This is a genomic window from Phycisphaerales bacterium, assembly GCA_020852515.1.
Lineage (GTDB): Bacteria > Planctomycetota > Phycisphaerae > Phycisphaerales > UBA5793 > UBA5793.
In genome coordinates this window covers 1-16,228 of sequence record JADZAS010000026.1, presented here as the reverse complement: position 1 = coordinate 16,228, position 16,228 = coordinate 1, and the positions used below count along the sequence as shown (strand labels likewise).

16 protein-coding genes are annotated in these 16,228 nt (G+C 66.9%); 6 read left to right on the top strand and 10 right to left on the bottom strand.

From position 1 onward, the window contains the following. Window positions 1-29: 29 nt before the first annotated feature. Genes yajC through IT430_16865 form a run of 5 tightly spaced genes read right to left on the bottom strand, consistent with a single transcriptional unit; the run spans window position 30 to window position 4,405 of the window. Window positions 30-470: a preprotein translocase subunit YajC gene (gene yajC, locus IT430_16885; protein MCC6909617.1), complete on the bottom strand. Its 441-nt coding sequence runs from the start codon at window positions 468-470 to the stop codon at window positions 30-32. Window positions 471-522: 52 nt separating this feature from the next. Next, a complete protein-coding gene (gene tgt / locus IT430_16880) occupies window positions 523-1,677 on the bottom strand; it encodes a tRNA guanosine(34) transglycosylase Tgt (GenBank protein ID MCC6909616.1) in 1,155 nt (384 codons plus the stop codon). A 12-nt stretch (window positions 1,678-1,689) separates the two neighbouring features. Continuing rightward, on the bottom strand, window positions 1,690-2,733 hold the full coding sequence (locus tag IT430_16875) for a rhomboid family intramembrane serine protease (protein ID MCC6909615.1): 1,044 nt from the start codon (window positions 2,731-2,733) through the stop codon (window positions 1,690-1,692). A 15-nt stretch (window positions 2,734-2,748) separates the two neighbouring features. Further along, on the bottom strand, window positions 2,749-3,888 hold the full coding sequence (locus tag IT430_16870) for a hypothetical protein (GenBank protein MCC6909614.1): 1,140 nt from the start codon (window positions 3,886-3,888) through the stop codon (window positions 2,749-2,751). Further along, the gene (locus IT430_16865) at window positions 3,875-4,405 is read right to left on the bottom strand and encodes an NUDIX hydrolase (protein MCC6909613.1); all 531 of its coding nucleotides are present in this window, start codon (window positions 4,403-4,405) and stop codon (window positions 3,875-3,877) included. Before IT430_16865 ends, IT430_16870 begins: the two co-directional genes overlap by 14 nt. Before the next feature lie 139 nt (window positions 4,406-4,544). Between IT430_16865 and IT430_16860 the strand changes: the two genes are divergently transcribed. Then, window positions 4,545-5,522 (top strand): thioredoxin family protein, encoded by a 978-nt coding sequence (locus tag IT430_16860; protein MCC6909612.1) that lies wholly within the window; start codon window positions 4,545-4,547, stop codon window positions 5,520-5,522. A 42-nt stretch (window positions 5,523-5,564) separates the two neighbouring features. Here the strand turns inward: IT430_16860 and IT430_16855 are convergent, their stop codons facing one another. Both IT430_16855 and def read right to left on the bottom strand, forming a co-directional pair. Further along, window positions 5,565-6,524, bottom strand: coding sequence for a methionyl-tRNA formyltransferase (locus IT430_16855; GenBank protein MCC6909611.1), 960 nt, complete (start codon window positions 6,522-6,524; stop codon window positions 5,565-5,567). Between the two features lie 37 nt (window positions 6,525-6,561). Beyond that, a complete protein-coding gene (gene def, locus IT430_16850) occupies window positions 6,562-7,083 on the bottom strand; it encodes a peptide deformylase (protein ID MCC6909610.1) in 522 nt (173 codons plus the stop codon). 198 nt (window positions 7,084-7,281) lie between these two features. Here def and IT430_16845 point away from each other — a divergent pair, with 198 nt between their 5' ends. Beyond that, the gene (locus tag IT430_16845) at window positions 7,282-8,769 is read left to right on the top strand and encodes a hypothetical protein (protein MCC6909609.1); all 1,488 of its coding nucleotides are present in this window, start codon (window positions 7,282-7,284) and stop codon (window positions 8,767-8,769) included. Between the two features lie 4 nt (window positions 8,770-8,773). Continuing rightward, entirely contained in the window at window positions 8,774-9,508 is a 735-nt protein-coding gene (gene kdsB, locus IT430_16840) for a 3-deoxy-manno-octulosonate cytidylyltransferase (GenBank protein ID MCC6909608.1), read from the top strand. Between the two features lie 163 nt (window positions 9,509-9,671). Here kdsB and IT430_16835 read toward each other — a convergent pair whose 3' ends face one another. After that, the gene (locus tag IT430_16835; protein MCC6909607.1) at window positions 9,672-10,367 is read right to left on the bottom strand and encodes a hypothetical protein; all 696 of its coding nucleotides are present in this window, start codon (window positions 10,365-10,367) and stop codon (window positions 9,672-9,674) included. A gap of 142 nt (window positions 10,368-10,509) precedes the next feature. Between IT430_16835 and IT430_16830 the strand changes: the two genes are divergently transcribed. Next, entirely contained in the window at window positions 10,510-12,732 is a 2,223-nt protein-coding gene (locus IT430_16830; GenBank protein ID MCC6909606.1) for a hypothetical protein, read from the top strand. Further along, the gene (locus IT430_16825) at window positions 12,722-13,411 is read left to right on the top strand and encodes a DUF4159 domain-containing protein (GenBank protein MCC6909605.1); all 690 of its coding nucleotides are present in this window, start codon (window positions 12,722-12,724) and stop codon (window positions 13,409-13,411) included. The genes IT430_16830 and IT430_16825 overlap by 11 nt, the downstream gene beginning before the upstream one ends. Before the next feature lie 194 nt (window positions 13,412-13,605). On the opposite strand, the gene IT430_16820 is transcribed toward IT430_16825, so the two are convergent. Then, on the bottom strand, window positions 13,606-14,700 hold the full coding sequence (locus IT430_16820) for an amidohydrolase family protein (GenBank protein ID MCC6909604.1): 1,095 nt from the start codon (window positions 14,698-14,700) through the stop codon (window positions 13,606-13,608). Window positions 14,701-14,709: 9 nt separating this feature from the next. Here IT430_16820 and IT430_16815 point away from each other — a divergent pair, with 9 nt between their 5' ends. Continuing rightward, window positions 14,710-15,879, top strand: a complete 1,170-nt coding sequence (locus IT430_16815) for a glycosyltransferase (GenBank protein ID MCC6909603.1) — start codon at window positions 14,710-14,712, stop codon at window positions 15,877-15,879. A 199-nt stretch (window positions 15,880-16,078) separates the two neighbouring features. On the opposite strand, the gene IT430_16810 is transcribed toward IT430_16815, so the two are convergent. Further along, the coding region (locus IT430_16810; protein MCC6909602.1) for a hypothetical protein at window positions 16,079-16,228 on the bottom strand (150 nt) is incomplete at its 5' end.

Sequence of the window (16,228 nt, the reverse complement as noted above, 5' to 3'; positions counted from 1 at the left end):
GCTGATCGCCGCCCGCCGCCGCGCCGCCGCTACCTGCCCCCGGACGCTGCTTCCCCCTCGCCCTCGGAGAGCACCTGCTGCACGGCGGACTTGGCGAAGCGCATCTTCACGTTGTTCGCCTCGTCCACCTTTAGCACCACTTCGCTGTCCTTGATTTCCACCACCGAGCCGATCAGCCCGCCGATCGTCTGCACCCGATCGTGTCGCTTGAGCGCCCCGAGCATCTGCTCGCGCTTCTTCTTTTCCTTGCGCTGGGCGGAACTGCTCGTCCAGATCATGACGACCATGATCAGCAGCAGGGGGATGAAGATAAAGGCGCTGCCCCACGGGTTGGCCGCCGGGGCACTCCCGCCGCCTCCCGCGCCGGGCGAGCCGCTGCTCGCTTCGCCCCCCGCGGGGGTCGGCGAGGCACCGGTGTCCGACGGGTTATCCGCCTGCGCGAGCGTCAAAATCGTGAAAGGGAACTCCATGGTGCGGTCCAATCGGCGTCGAGCGCCCTTCGAGAGAGCAGTTTGCGGTCCGTCAGGCGTCCTCGGCCAAGGCGACGTCCGCGCCGCCCAGCACCGGCCAGTCGGCCGTCAGCCGGGCCCAGTCATCATCCACCACGGCCTGGCGCGCGTCTGCCATCAGCCGTTGAAAGTGGGCTATGTTATGCAGGCTGACGAGGATGGGACCAAGCATCTCCTCGGCGAGGAAAAGATGCCGCAGGTACCCCCGGCTGAAACTCTCGCCGCAGGCCGGGCAGTCGCAGCCCGCCTCGATGGGCGATTCGTCCCGCGCGTGCACCGCATTGCGCAGCCGAACCGGCCCGCGCCGCGTGAAGGCGTTGGCGTTGCGCCCGTTGCGGGTCGGCAGGACGCAGTCGAACATGTCAACCCCCGCCCGCACCGCCATGATGAGGTCCCACTCGTAGCCGACTCCCATGAGATACCGAGGCCGGTCAGCGGGCAGCAGGGGGGCCGTGTGCTCCACGATGCGCCGGATCTCCTCCGTGCCCTCGCCCACCGCCACGCCGCCGATCGCATAACCGGGCAGGTCGATGCCGCACACCTGCTCGACGCTCCGCCGGCGGCGGTCGAGATCGGTGCCGCCCTGGACAATTCCAAAGAGCGCCTGTTCGTCCGGGCGCGCGTGGCTCGCGGCGCACCGCTCCAGCCAGGCAATGGTGCGCTCCATCGCGATATCAAGGCGCGCCGCGTAAGCGCCGCTTGCGTCTTCGCATGGTCCGCTGGGCGGGCAATCATCAAAGGCCATGATGATGTCGGCGCCGAGTTCGTTCTGCACCTGCATCGAGCGCTCGGGCGTGAGATCGACCATTGAACCGTCGATGATCGACTTGAACACCACGCCGTCGTCGGTGATGCGATTGATGTCCGACATCGAGAAGACCTGATAGCCGCCGCTGTCAGTCAGGATCGGTCCATCCCAGCGCATGAAGCGGTGCAGGCCGCCGAAGTGGGCGACTACGTCGCTGCCGGGCCGCAGCATGAGGTGGTAGGTGTTGCCGAGGATGATCTGCGAGCCGGTGCGCCTGACGAGTTCAGGCAGAAGGCCCTTGACGGACGCCTTGGTGCCCACGGGCATGAACGCGGGCGTGTCGAACGAGCCGTGCGGCGTGTGCACGACGCCCATCCGGGCGCCGCACGCGCGTGAGCGGGCTTTGATCTCGAATCGCAGCGCGGCCACCTGCTACGCGCCTCGCTTGCGCTCGGTGTCGCGCTGGAGGATGCCCTTTTCTCGCTCGGTGAGGCTGCCCATGCCCTGGTTGGCGATCTTGGCGAGAATGCGATCGACTTCGTCGAGTTCAGACTGTTCTTTCGCCTGTTTGCGGCGTTCGAAGAAGCCCGGCCGCCGGGCCGGCTTGCCGGTGAAGAACTCGCGCCCGCCGGCGGCTCCGCCCGAGTAGCGGCCGAAGGCGTGGTGCCCGCGCCGCTTGAGACCGTCGAGCGGCAGCCAGAGCGCCCAGTTGAGCCAGTTCGCGTGCCGGATGAGCAGCGCGCCAAGCGCGGCGCCGCCGATGTGCCCCGCCTGGCCGCCCGCGTTGTCCCCGCCGGTGTAGAGGACGAAGATGGCAATGACGAGCAGCCCGATCGCCAGCGTCTTGATGCGCATGCTGATGGGCAGGACGAAAAACAGAAACAGCGTGATGACCTGGTTGGGTCGCAGGTACGCGGCGGCAAAGAGCACGCCGAAGATCCCCGCAGACGCTCCCACCAGCGGCGTGGCGGGGTTATTGAACAGCACCAGCGGCAGGCCGCGCCCGATCATCAGCCCCGCCAGGTTGAGCAGCAGGTACAACGCCGCGCCCGCCACCCCGCACAGCAGGTAGAACGCGAGGTAGCGCCGACTGCCGAGGTAGTGCTCAACCATCGGCCCGAACACGTACAGCGCCAGCATGTTGAAGGCAATGTGCAGCACGCTGGCGTGCAGAAACTGAAACGTCAGAAAGCGCCAGACCTGGAAGTGAACGAGCGCCGTGGTCGTGGAGAAGTGGCCGAAGTAGGCCAGCGGCGCCATCGCCTGGAACACCGGCTCGCCCGTTGCCGCATTGACGCCCAGCAGCAGGTTCTGGGCAAACGCCGGCGCGAGCAGCGCATCGAGCACGAATACTGCGACGTTGAGGATGATGAGCCAGGTGTTAAACGACCAGCCCGACATCGCCGCCATGCCGGAGGGAAAGGGGCTGCCCCCGCCGTGGTCTTCACGCACGTATTGCCGGTCGTAGATGCCCATTGGTGAAGAGGAAGTCTATCCCCGGCGGCGACGGGCCGTGACTGATTCGAGAATCTTGCGCTCCTGCTCGCTCAATCCGGCGATCCCCTCGGCGCTGATCTTGGCCAGAATCCGGTCCACCACCTCTTCTTCGGTGGCCAGCCGATCGCCTTGCACGGCTCGCGGCTGCGTGCGCCGTTGCGTGTCCGGCGACGCCTCCAGCCGCACCTGGAAGGCCGTCGTCTCCAGGTTGGCCAGCGATCGTGGCGAGCGCACTACGACGTCATTGAGTTCATCGCGGTCCGGCGCCTGCTGCAGCGGCGGGGGGACATCGACGGTATCGACCGGCGCTTCGATAAACGCGTGCCGCCTCGCCGTGGTGATGCAGCAGAGCATCGCGAACCCGCCGAGGAACACGCCCGCGATCTGATCGACCAGCAGCGACGCGGACACCACCACCAGAGACAGACACAGCGCCACAGCGATCGAAACGCTCCGGCCGCGCCGCCGGCCGAGTGCGGCCATAAGCACGCTCTCGAGCGCGTGAGCCGCGTCGAGCGGATAGATCGGAATGAGATTCGCCGCGAGCACGATCAGGTTTGCATACCCGATCCACCACACCAGCAGCATCCACCAGGGCGGCCGGGCCTTGGCCACCAGCAGCCACTCGCCGAACGACTCGCCCGGCGTGAGCGGATGCGTGATCGTCGTGTACCAGTTGGGCGTGATCTCCATGAGCATGGGCCACAGCGCCGAGGCGAGCACGAGGCTGAGCAGCACGCCGCCGGTCGAGGCGATGAGCCGTCGCCGCCACGCCGCCGGCTGCTGGTGCTCGGAGAGACCGCCCAGGGGCCAGAGCACGATCGTCTCGGCGGCGCCTCCCATCCAGCGCGTCATGAGCGCCTTGCCGATTTCATGCGCGAAGACGACGATGACCAGCGCCAGCAGAGCCGTGGCCATGATGGCCGGGCCGCTGGCCGTCTCCTGGTCCGCCAGCCACGTCGAGCGAAGCATCTCCACCGCGATGAGCAGAATGAGCAGCGCGTGCACGCGCAGGCGCACGCCCATGAGGCGTCCCACCGGCAGCGACCACGCCGCAACGTCATCGGCCAGGCGCCACCAGCCGAGCCTTTCGCTTCGGCGCGACCTGCGGGTTGAACGGTCAAACGGGCTCATGGCAATGGCGCTCGTACAAGGTCATCGCGGCGATGCTCTTGGCGTCGATGAGTTCGCCGCCGTCGATCATGGACCATACCTGCTCGCGCGGCGCGGCGACGACGGCAATTTCCTCACTCTGTTCGAGACACTGACCCACGTGCTCAAGTCCGGTCGCGAGGTAGGCGTGCATCTGCTCGTCGCAGAATCCTGGCGAGGTGAAAAACGTGCCGAGATGCCGCACCTGGTTCGCCTCATATCCCGTTTCCTCAATGAGTTCGCGCCGCGCCGTGGCCGCCGGCTCTTCGCCCGCCTCGATCCCGCCGGCGCAAAACTCCCAGAGGATTCTATTGACGACCGCCCGGTGGTTGCGGATGAGCACCAGCCGCCCGTCGGGCAGCACCGGCACCACCACCACCGCCCCCGGCCCGCGCACCGCATCCAGGACCACGCGGTGGCCGTTTCGGTGCACTTCCAGTTCCTCAAAAGCAAATCGCCGGCCCTGGTGAATCAGCCGCGATTTCGTCGTCCCGGCCATGTCGTCTTCCTCTGGTAGAGTTTAGCCTTGGCTCGCTTCGCTGCGTCCCGATTCGCGGTCCAAATCACTCCGCAAGCTCCAAGCCGGGGTCAAATCCGGTACAATGCGCCCACCCTGCACCCCTTGAAGGAGGATTGCGATGTCCGTTCCCCGAACCGTGCTCCTGGCCTGCACCTTGGCCGCCTTCAGTTTGGCCTCCGTTCCCATGGCCGCTACGGCCCAGGTTTCCGCCGCCCCCGGCGCCGCCCAGCCCGAGCAGCCCAAGCCGATCTACGACGAGCAGGCCGACGCGAGCAAGCAGATCGAGGCCGCCGTCGCCAGAGCGAAGGAGGAAAACCGGCGCGTGCTCATCCAGTGGGGCGCCAACTGGTGCTCCTGGTGCCGCGTGCTGCACAACACCTTCCAGACCGATGCGAAGATCAGGCGCAAACTGCTCTACGAATACGACGTCGTCTACGTGGACATCGGCAAGCTCGATAAGAACATGGAACTCGCCGCCTCCTACGGCGCGAACCTCAAGGACGCCGGCGTGCCCTACCTCACCATCCTCGATGGTGAAGGCAAGGTCGTCACCAATCAGCGCACCGATGATCTGGAAGTCAAGGGCGTCAAAGAGCAGAGCCACGATCCGGCCAAGGTGCTCGAGTTTCTCGAGAAGCACCAGGCGGCGTACCTCGACGCCGAAGCCGTGCTCAGCGAAGCGATGACCAAGGCCCGCGAGAGCGATCGCGTCGTCTTCGTGCACTTCGGCGCGCCGTGGTGCGGCTGGTGCCACCGCCTCGAAGACTGGCTCGCCAGGAACGAGATCAGCAAGATCCTCGCCAAGGACTTCGTCGAGGTGAAGATCGACACCGATCGCATGATCGGCGGCGCTGAAATGCTCAACCGCTATCGCAAGTCGGAATCCGGCGGGATTCCGTGGTTTGCCTTCCTCGACGCCAAGGGCGAAACCATCGTCACCAGCGACGGGCCCAACGGCAACGTCGGCTGCCCGTGGACCGACGAAGAGATCAACGCGTTCGGCGACATGCTCCGCAAGGCCCGGCGCAACCTCTCTGATGCCGCGGTCGATCGCCTGCTGGCCACCATGCGCGACGCCCGCGAAGCGGCGAAGTAACGTCAAGCCGCGCCGATCCGCAACTCACGATACATCACGCGTTCACGCCTCGCCCGCGCGAGGCGTGAACTGCATTCTGGCTTCGAACGCGCGGCCGCGCCGGTAGGCGTCCAGCGCCATGACTCGCCCGCCCAGCGGTTGCAGTTCGAGCACCTCAACCGCGCCTGAAGCGCACGCAATGTGCAGCGAATTCAGCACCGTGCCCGGCGCTGCGTCGTGCGATTCATCGGGCCAGTCGCGCACGCGAATCAGCCGCACCTCATCGCCATCCAGGTTGACCGTGCAGCCCGGCCAGGGGTTGAGCCCGTGAATCCAGGCGCGAACGCGCTCGGCGGGCAGCGCAAAATCCGTCGTGCCTTCGCGCTTGGCCAACTTGGGCGCGCTGGTCGCGTTGCGCTCATCCTGCGGCTGCGGCTCAAGTGTGCCCGCGCGAAACTGCTCCAGCACCCGCGCCACGACCCCCGGCCCGAGCAGCGCCAGCCGGTCGTGCAGTTCGCCCGCCGTTTCATTCGAGCCGATCGGCGTGGATTCGGTCGCGAGGATGTCGCCGGCATCCATGCGCTGGGCCAGCGTGATGACGCTGACCCCGGTTGTCGCGCAGCCATCCATCATCGCCCGCTGGATCGGCGCTGCCCCGCGATATGCCGGCAGGATCGAGCCGTGCAGATTGATGGCGAACACGCCCTCGAGCAGCGCGGGCCCGATCTTCTGGCCGAACGCGATGACCACGAACGCCTGTGCATCTGCCGAGCGCACCCGCTCGACGACCTCCGGCTCGTTTACCCGCGCCGGCTTGATGCACGCCAGGCCTTGCTCGTGGGCCCACTGGGCCACGGGCGTGGGCGTCAACTGCCGCTTGCGTCCCGCGGGTTTATCCGGCTGCGATACGACGAGAGTGATCTCGAATCGATCGCGCTGCGCGCAGAGAAATTGCAGCGTCGGCAGGCCAAAGGCCCCGCTGCCGAAGTACACCAGTCGCATGGGTTTGCCGTCGGCGCTCAAGGTGCCAAACCATAGGTCCGCCGCGCGATTGTGCGGGTCACGGCGTCCCCGCGCGCTCGAGTTCCTTGAGCACGCGGCGGTTGGCGAGTTTGGCCATCTGGCCGAAGCGGTGGATGATGAGCCGGCCGTCGAGGTGGTCGTACTCATGCTGCCACACGCGCGCGAGCAGTTCGCCGCTGCGGAGCGTGAAGCGGTTGCCCTCAAGGTCCGTCGCCTCGATCGAGATCGTCGGCGGCCGCCAGACGTCGCCGAGTACATCCGGCAGGCTCAGGCATCCCTCCTCGTGCGCTTCGAGGCCGCCTTCGGGCTCGCGCAGCACGGGATTGATGTACACGCGGTCGGGCTCGTCGTCGGCTCCGCTGTTGGTGACGAACATCCGCCAGGCCAGGCCGACCTGCGGCGCGGCCAGCCCCACGCCGCGCGCCTCGCGCATGAGATCGAGCATGCGGGCGGCGACGCTTCGCGTTTCGTCGGTGATGTCCTCAAGCGGGCGCGCCGTGCGCAGCAGGGCCGGATGGGGGTATCGGAGGATGCGCAGAGATGCCGGATCGACGCTCATCGGGCGATGGTAGGCCTCGCTGCGCCTGTGCAGCGCTGCAGTTGGGGCCGGCCACGCGGTTGACGCGCGCAGCGCCAATCTCTATTGTGAAAGCCGCTTTGCCGCAAAGGCAGACAGGCCCCGGGCCTGAACCCATCCAATAATCTGGACGATAGGCGGAACGGGCGATGGCGACACCAGGCAGCAGAGGAATGCTCATTGGCGTGGTTCAAGCGTAAAGAAGGCAACGGCTCATCCGACGGCGAGGGGGGCGGTGGGCTGAACATCCAGCCGGAGAAGGCGCGCGCGTGGTTCAACCAGGCGCGGACTGCCGCCGATACGCGCAATTACCCCTACGCCATCCAGTGCTACCTCAACGGCATCAAGTTTGACCCGACCAACCTCGAAGCCCACAAGAGCCTCTGGGAGATCGCCAGCCTCCACGTCAAGACCGGCGGCAAGCCCGCCACCGGCAAGGAAATCCGCGAGATGCGCGGCGACAACCGGCCCGTCGATCGCCTTGCCGCGGCCGAACTTGCCTGGATGACCGACGTCCTCAACTCGAACCTCAATCTCAAGTTCCTCAATGAGGCGGCCGGCCTCGGGCTGAGCGACGTCGCCCTGCATTTTGGCGGCATCGGCATCAACGTGCTCGGCCGCTCCACAAAGAAGCCTTCCAAGAACGCCTTTGTCCAGTACGTGGACCTCTTCGAGGAAATCGGCGCCTACGAGATGGCCGTCAAGGTCGGCGAGGTGGCGCTGAGCCTCGATCGCACCGACGCCGCCCTCCAGGCCCGCATCCGCAACCTCTCCGCCCAGGCGACCATGGACAAGGGCCGCTACGACACCAACGTCGGTCAGGAAGGTTCCTACCGCGGCTCGATCCGCGACGCCGAAGCCCAGAAGCTGCTCACTGAAGAGGACAACTACGCGGCCGGCACCGACCAGATGCTTCGCCGCATTCAGACGGCGCGGGCCGAGTGGCAGGCGAACCCGCTCGATCCCAATGCCATCCAGCGCTACGCCGAAGCGATGGGTAAATCAGGCGATGAGAAGCTCGAGACCGAGGCCATCGCCGTCTTCCGCAAAGGCTACGAAGACACCTCCGAGTATCGCTTCCGCATGCAGGCCGGCGATATCAAGCTCATGCAGGCGCGGCGGAAACTCCGCGCTCTCAAAGAGAAGGCCGAGGAAACCGGCGATCCCGTCGACCAGGCCCGCGTTGAAAAAGGCGAGCGCGAAATCCTCACGGCCGAAGTTGGCGAGTACCGCGAGCGCTGCGAGAAGTATCCCACCGACCTCGGGCTGCGCTTCGAACTGGGCAGGCGCCTCTACGAACTGGGCGAGTACGACGAGGCGATTCCCTCGCTTCAGGAAGCTCAGAACGACGCGCGTCATCGCTCCAAAGCACAGCACCTCATCGGCCTGTGCTTTCTAAAGCACGAGTGGTTCGACGAGGCGGTCGAGTCGCTGCGCACCGCTGTGGACAACTACGAGTTCAAGGATGACGATGCGCACCTGGCCATGCGCTACGACCTCATGTCGGCTCTGCAGGCGCACGCGCGGGAGAACGACGATCTCGCTGCGGCCGAGGAAGCCGGCGAGCACGCCAAGACCATCGCGCTCAAGCAACTGTCCTTCCGCGACATCCGCAGCAAGCGCGACGAAATCCGCCAGTTGATCAAAGATATCAAGGCAAAGCAGTGATGGCATGAGCGACGTGGTCGTGGTCATTCCCGCCCGTTACGCATCCAGTCGCTTCCCCGGGAAACCACTGGCCGCCCGCACCGGCCGCCCCCTCATTCAGCACGTCTGCGAGCGCGCTGCTCTGGCGACCTGCGCTTCGCGTGTGCTCGTCGCCACCGATGACTCGCGCATCGCCAAGGCGGTGCAGGGCTTTGGCGGCGAAGTCGTCATGACCCGCGCCGATCATCCCAACGGCACCAGCCGCCTGGCCGAAGTCGCCCGCGACCTCGCGCACGGCACGATCGTCGTCAACGTGCAGGGCGATGAGCCCGACATCGATCCCGCGCTGATCGACAAGGCCGCCCAGGCGCTGGGCGACGCCGACATGTGCACCGTCGCCTCGCCTTTTGCCGCCGACGAAGATCCGGCCAACCCGAACATCGTCAAGGTTGTTGTCGATCGCATGGGCCGGGCCCTGTACTTCTCGCGGGCGCTCATCCCCTTCAAGCGCGATGCGATCGGCCCGAGCCAGCCGCTCAAGCACGTCGGGCTGTATTCCTACCGCCGCGAGTTTCTCATCGAGTACGTCGGCATGACGCCCACGCCGCTCGAACGCACCGAGCATCTCGAACAGTTGCGCGTGCTCGAACACGGCCGGCGCATCCAGGTCGTCATCGCCGATGCGCGCCACCACGGCATCGACACGCCCGAGCAGTACAACGAATTCGTCAAGCGCTGGCTCGCAGAGCATCCGGCGTAGTGCGCGGCGCCGCGGAGCGGAGACGCGCGTTGAGCGCTCGCCCAACGTTCCAGCACGAAGACACATCGACACGAAGACACGACGACTGGAATGACGATTGAACTCGTCTTCGCTGTAACTTGGCGCCACGGTGCCTTCGTGCTGCAGAGTTGGACTCCCGGCGTCACGGCACGCGCAGCATCAGCCGTTCGTGCGTCCAGCCCAGCGGGCCCAGCACCTTCACCTGCTCGCGGCTCTGCTCGGCGGCAAGGCCCAGCTCCGGCACGTACCACGCGCGGGTCGTCTCGTTCACTTTGGCGCGCGCGAGGTCCAGCACCAACGTCCGCTCAAACACCGCCGCATGGTCCATGCGGTCGTGCGGCAGGCGCAGGGCCTGATCCGGCCGGCGGCGCAGCGTCTGCGTCGCCTGGCCGCGGTCGATCATCGCCGAGGGGTCATCAAGGGGCCGCACGGTAACGGCGTGCTCGCTCGCGTGCTCCTGCCCGACCTCCATGCCCGCCATGATGAGCGGCAGCGGGGGCTCAAACGTCGTCACCGCGTTGTTGGGGTAATCCGTCGTCTGCACCAGCAGCAGGTCGCCATCCTGCTCGCGCACCAGCGCCGCCCGCTGCCCTTCGATCACGGTGCGCCACGAGTCATTCGGAGCCGAGGCGACGTCCATTTCGATGACCTCATCGACGCGTCCATCAACGATGATCGCAAACTCACGCCGGCCCGCCTCGAAGTGCTCCAGCGAAGCGCCGGCGGGCAGATCGCCGGTGCTCTGTTCGTCGCCGAGCCATTGCGTCGCCTCAAAGCCCGGCAGTGAACCGGCCTCACGCTCGCGGGCGCACCCCGCCAGATTCAGCGCCATCAGCATCAGGACGATCAAACCAGGGCGGAGAAGCGGTTCCATGAACAAGGCTAGCGGGCTCGCGCCAGTCGCGGCTGCGGACAATTTCGCTCCGGCCATGCGGCCGGGCCGATCGTTTTCGGTAGCATTGAGCAGCGAACCAGCGCCCATGTCCAGCCGCGACCCCATCCCGACGCTTCGCCAGCGCCTGTCCAGCGCGCGAGTCGAACTTGCGCTCGTCGGCGTCGCCGGCCGCCTGACCGCGGCGCTGTGGCAGTGGCTGCTGCTCGCGGCGGCTGTCGTGGTTGTCGATGCGCTCTGGCCGCTGCCTCCGTGGCTGCGGCTGGGGCTCGGGCTCGTGCTGCTGGCCGGGGCGGCTCGTCTCATCTGGCGATGCATCCCGCCGCGTGCCATCCGCCACGCCTCACCCGCTCGGCTGGCGCGCGAGATCGAGCAGCGCTGCAGCCTGCGGCACAATCCGCTCATCTCCGCCGTGCAATTGCAGGTGGCGCCGTCGCTCGCAGCCCCGGCAGACGTCGGCGCCCTGCTTCGCGCCCGCACGAGCGAGCAGGGCGAAGCCGCAGCGCGCGGAACCGAGTCGCGGCGCCTCACCGCCACCGCCGCGCGCCGCCGCTCGCTGCTCGCGCTGCTCGGGGCGCTCGCGTTCATCGTCGCCGCCGGCTTGACCGCGCCGCGGCCGGTCGCCGCCGTCGCCCTGCGCCTCATCGACCCATTCGGCGATCATCCACCCTACACCCCGCTGGTCTTTGACATCTCGTTCGAGCCGCAGTGCGATGAAGTTGTCTATGGCGACAGCGCTGCGATCCAGGTGCGCATCACCGGCGGCGAGCCGGCCAGCGCCGATCTCGTCTGCCGCGACCTCGATGATCGCGCCGCCGAGCCCGTTCGCCTGCCGCTTCAACCCGGCGATGCGGACGCCAGTGAGCAGTGCTTCACCGGCACGCTGCGCGACTGTCGCGAGCCGGTGCAGGTCATGATCGACACGCCGCGCGGCCGCAGCGAGTGGATCGCCATCACCCCGCGCCTCGAGCCTCGCTGGGAGTCGCGCACGCTGATCATCCGCGGTCCGACCTACGGCTCGGCGCTGGATCTCCGCCGCCTGCCGCTGGGCGAGAAGCCCGAGCCGATCCGCGTCCTGCAGGCGAGCCATCTCACGCTCGAAGCCACCTCAACCCTGCCGCTCAGCGCGCTCCGCGCCACCGGCCAGGGCGCGAGCGACGGGTTGGTTTCTCAAGATGCGCACGCCGCGACGTGGAACTGGGACGCCGCCGCCGTCGGCGTGCACGAGATTGCGCTCCGTCTGATCGGTCCGACCGGGCTCGCTTCGACCCCCACGCCGTTGCGCATCGAAGTTGTGGCCGATGCGCCGCCGCAGGTGTCGATCGCGCAGCCGCCGCCGCGCGCTGCGGCACTGGCGGATCAGCGCTTTACCGCGCAAGTGCAGGCGAGCGATGACCTCGGCGTCTCGCAAGTTGAACTTACGGCACAGGTCTGGCGCGAAGGCGAACTTATCGCCCAGGCGCCCCAGCCGCTGGATGCGCCGCAGGAATCGGGCGGCCGCAGCGCCGCTGCCGCGGAGATCGACCTGTCGCAGCTGGAACTTCAACCGGGCGACACCGTGCGCCTCCAGGCGACCGCCGCCGACAACCGGCCCGATGAGTTCGGCGGGCCGCAGAACTCCGCCGCGGCGGCGTGCGATATTCTCATCATCGACGAGGCGACGTACTCCGCGTGCAGCGGCGGCAGCGCGCAGGCAGGCAGCGGCGCCTCGCCATCGAGCGCTTCAGGCGCCGGCGCCAGTGAAGGGCAAGGCGGCGGAGAATCCGCCGGCGCTCAGTCTGACGCGGACGCGGCGGGCGAGGCGCCAGGCGGCAGCGGAGCACCCGATGCTCAGTCCGGCGAATCCGATGCCGGCGGTGAGGGCCAGCAGCCCGGCCAGGGCGCTTCCGGTGATTCGCCGGCCCAGAGCGGCACACCAGGTTTGGGCCAGGGACAAAACGCCAACCCCGATTCCCCGACCGGCGGTGCGGCTGCAATGACCTCCGGCGAGACATCCGCTTCGAGCGCGCTGCTTGACGAAGCGCGCAGTCGATCGCTCATCAATCGAGACGGCGCCGCCGAACCCGTCGCCGGCCGCAGCGACCCAGACAGTCCGCGCCGGCATCTGACCGAACTTGACGACCCCGCCGCGCCGCCCGAAATCGCCGCGAGCCGGTCAACGGTCCGCTCGCAGCAGGCGCAGCAGAGCGAACCGGGCGAAGCGCTCGGCACAATCCCTGCGCGCTATCGCGACCTCGCGGCCCGCTACTTCCGTCGCCTGGCGAGCCAGCAGGCCGCGTCCGACACGAAGGAGACTATCGATGAGCCTTGATCTCCGCCGCCTCGCGCTCGCAGCCGCAATGGTGCTGCCGATCATTGAGCCGCTGCGCCTCGTGCCGGCGGCGCAGGATCCGCCGCAGGAGGCCGCGGTCGTTCAGGTGGCGCATCTCGTTTACGACCAGAACAAGACCGCCCAGTGCTTTGCCTCAGGCTACCTCGATCTGCTCACGCGCGAAACGGAAATCAAAGTCAATCGCGAGCCGGCCCGCATCGCGCTCGACTCGCCCCAACTCTACGACTACCCCTTCGCGGTGCTCAGCGGCGAGGGCGCATTCACGTTCACGGATGAACAGTTCACCGCCATCCGCCAGTACATCGAGCGCGGCGGCTTCATTCTCGCCTCGGCCGGCTGTTCGAGCGCCGACTGGAACCGTTCGTTCAGGCACGAGATCGCGCAGGTGTTCGCCGATGTTCCTCTCGAGCCGCTCGAACTGGACGAGGACATCTTCCAGACCGTCTTTCACATCACCAGCCTGCGCACCAAGACGAACAAAGCCAGCGTGCAACTCTACGGGCTGCGCTTCAACGGCCGGCTCGCCATGATCTACTCGCCCGAGGGGCTCAACGACACCGGCAACGCAGGCGGCGGCTGCTGCTGCTGCGGCGGCAACGAGATCCGCGACGCCAAGTACATCAACGCGAACGTCCTCGCCTGGGTTCTTACGCACTGAGAATCAGCCGCAAAGAGGCACAGAAGACACAAAAAGAAAAGAAGCAAAGAGGCTTGGGAAACGCCGTTCGGACGAGATCGAATCAATTCTTCTCTTGCGCATTTTGAGCCTTTTTGCGGCTAAATCTCTTCACTCTTCGTGAATTCTCTTCGTGGCCTTCGTGCGCTTTGTGGTAAACATTGGACGTGCGGCAATCAGGAGGCGTGCCACGCGTCGAGCAGGTTCGCCGCCGCGTCATGGTACAGGCTCACCAGCAGGTCGCGCGGCAGCCGCTTGCCCTCAAGCACCGGCGATGCGTTCGAATCAAATCGCTCCGGCTCCACCATCGCCAGGTCCGGATCGGCAATCGGCGACAGCCCGTGGTGATCCGTCTCCCACATCAGGCGCAGCGCGTAGTAGCGGCTCGCGTAGAGATCGAATGCCTGTTCTTCATCGGCGGCGAGATGCCCCATGCCCATGGCCGTCGCCGTCGGTTTGAGGTGTTCATCCGTCGTGACGATGTCCGAGCCGAAGAGGATGCGGCCCTTCCACCGGGTCAGAAACTCCACGACGCGCTGGCGCGGCTGGCGCGAGATTTCGCGGATCATCCATTTCGTCGCCGAAGTGTCGAGATGCAGATTGTCGTGCCGCTGCAGCAGCGCGTCGAGAAAATCGAGATCTTCCGGATAGCCGCCCATGTGCGCGGCGATCCACGGCACATCGCCGAACTCGTCAAGCACGCGCTCCAGCGGTTTGTATTGATCGAGCTTGGTGCCGTAGCGCTTCGCGTCGGCGTATTTGGTGGCAAACCACGTGTCGGGATCAGCCACGTGGGTCATGAACATCATGCCGCATTGCCGGGCGACCTCCATCGCCTCGCGCCGATGCGGCCCGTCGAGCGCGAAGAGATCCGGCTCGCCCAGTTCGATGCCGATGTCGCGCGAGCGCGGCGCGGCCCAGAACTTGCAGATGCGGCAGCCGATCGCGGCGTAGCGCTCGATGCGGTCGAGCCAGTCGGTCGTGAACGCCTTGCGCCGGTCGCTGGCGCCCCACTGCGGCACGGCGATGTAGCGCAGGCGCTGCCCGAACAGTTCGCGCGTCACTTCCACGTGTTCGAGATGCGTCATGGAATAGACTTGCTGCACGCCGAACAGCTCCGCCGCGCGCCGGTAGATCTCGACGGCCTTCGTCCCGTTGATGTGCGTGTGCACATCGGTGATCGGCGCCGGCGGCGGACCAAGGCGCCTGGCCTCGGTGCGATAGTCGAGGCCGTGCAGGTTTGCGGCGTGGACAGCAGGCTGGCTGGGCATGGGTGATCGATGGTAGTCGCGCAAGTCAAACCCGACGCCTCGCCAGCAGCCTCAGCCATGCCGCGCATCGCGCTGGCCCACGACTGGCTCGTGGGCATGCGCGGCGGCGAGCGCGTGCTCGACCGGCTCGCGACTCTGTTCGGACCCACCGATCTCTTTTTGATGGTGCACGACGCGTCGCGCCGCTACACGCCGGCGCTCGATGCGTGCACCATCCACACCTCATCGCTGCAGCGCTGGCCCGGCGCCGCGGGCCGGTTGCGCCGCTGGTACCTGCCGCTCTATCCGCGCGCGGTGGAGTCGCTGCGCCTCGAGCCGCGCTTCGATCTGCTCATTTCCACAAGTTCGGCGATGATCAAGGCCATCATGCCGCCGATGCGCCGCGACGGCCGCGGCCGCGCGCCGCATCTGTGCTACTGCCACTGCCCGGCCCGCTACCTCTGGTCGCTGAGGGAAGAGTACAGCAGCGGGGGCTGGGCCGGGCATCTCCGCCGCGCCGGCTTTGGCGTCTTTGGCAATCGACTGCGCCGCTATGACCGCGAGACCTGCGATCGCGTGGACACCTTCCTTGCCAACAGCGCCCACACCGCGCGGGCTATCCAGTCCTGCTATGGGCGCGAAGCAACCGTCGTGCACCCGCCCGTGGACACGGGCTTCTTCACGCCCGGGCCGGGCATCGGGCGCGGCGAGCACTTTCTCGTCATCTCCGCGCTCGAGCCCTACAAGCGCATCGACCTCGCCATTCACGCGGCCAACGCGCTGCGCGTGCCGCTGCGCATCGGCGGCGACGGTTCGCAGGCCGGCTTTCTGCGCCGACTCGCCGGACCAACCGTCACCTTCCTCGGCCCGCTCGACAACCAGCAGACGCGCGATGAATACCGAACTGCGCGAGCCCTGCTCTTTCCCGGCATCGAGGACTTCGGCATTGTTCCCGTCGAAGCCATGGCGTGCGGCTGCCCCATCATCGCCCTGCATCGCGGGGGCGCCGAAGACTGGATGACGGATCGCGTCGGCGTGCGATTCGAACAGCAGAGCGCTGCGGCGCTGTGCGAAGCGATGCGGCAGTTTGAATCGACGGCAATCGACGCCGACGCCTGCCGCCGCAATGCCCTGCGCTTCGACGTGCCGACTTTTGACGCGGCAATGCAGCGGCAAGTCGCTCGCATTCTCGATTCATGATCGACCCGTGTGCCCTGCTGACCGCTGTTGGATCGGTGGCCCAACATTTTCAACACAAGGCACAGAGTCACCAGGAAGATCGAATCGGCACGACCCGATTCTCATTGCCTCGGCGCCTCGGCGCCTTCTGCCTTCGTGCCTTTGAGTCTTCGTGTTCAAATCGTGGGGCGCTCTGTGTGCGTCTTGCGGCAGGGCGGCTTCAAGGCTGCGGCACCTGCGCGTCGTTGCTCACCGCGCAGCCGGGCACTTCGACCAGTTGCAGCCAGCCGCCACAGGCGCCGGTGCCGGCGCTGCCCGAGACCATGCCGCTGCCGTTGCCGGTGCCGAAGTTGTTAATGAGGCGCACGCT

What these genes read in the sequence shown, in the direction of transcription:
- IT430_16825 (MCC6909605.1), top strand. Translation starts at nt 12,722, where the DNA reads ATGAGCCTTGATCTCCGCCGCCTCGCGCTCGCAGCCGCAATGGTGCTG.
- IT430_16875 (MCC6909615.1), bottom strand. Translation starts at nt 2,733, where the DNA reads ATGGGCATCTACGACCGGCAATACGTGCGTGAAGACCACGGCGGGGGC.
- IT430_16860 (MCC6909612.1), top strand. Translation starts at nt 4,545, where the DNA reads ATGTCCGTTCCCCGAACCGTGCTCCTGGCCTGCACCTTGGCCGCCTTC.
- IT430_16830 (MCC6909606.1), top strand. Translation starts at nt 10,510, where the DNA reads ATGTCCAGCCGCGACCCCATCCCGACGCTTCGCCAGCGCCTGTCCAGC.
- IT430_16820 (MCC6909604.1), bottom strand. Translation starts at nt 14,700, where the DNA reads ATGCCCAGCCAGCCTGCTGTCCACGCCGCAAACCTGCACGGCCTCGAC.
- def (MCC6909610.1), bottom strand. Translation starts at nt 7,083, where the DNA reads ATGAGCGTCGATCCGGCATCTCTGCGCATCCTCCGATACCCCCATCCG.
- kdsB (MCC6909608.1), top strand. Translation starts at nt 8,774, where the DNA reads ATGAGCGACGTGGTCGTGGTCATTCCCGCCCGTTACGCATCCAGTCGC.
- IT430_16815 (MCC6909603.1), top strand. Translation starts at nt 14,710, where the DNA reads ATGGTAGTCGCGCAAGTCAAACCCGACGCCTCGCCAGCAGCCTCAGCC.
- IT430_16835 (MCC6909607.1), bottom strand. Translation starts at nt 10,367, where the DNA reads ATGCTGATGGCGCTGAATCTGGCGGGGTGCGCCCGCGAGCGTGAGGCC.
- yajC (MCC6909617.1), bottom strand. Translation starts at nt 470, where the DNA reads ATGGAGTTCCCTTTCACGATTTTGACGCTCGCGCAGGCGGATAACCCG.
- IT430_16865 (MCC6909613.1), bottom strand. Translation starts at nt 4,405, where the DNA reads ATGGCCGGGACGACGAAATCGCGGCTGATTCACCAGGGCCGGCGATTT.
- IT430_16870 (MCC6909614.1), bottom strand. Translation starts at nt 3,888, where the DNA reads ATGAGCCCGTTTGACCGTTCAACCCGCAGGTCGCGCCGAAGCGAAAGG.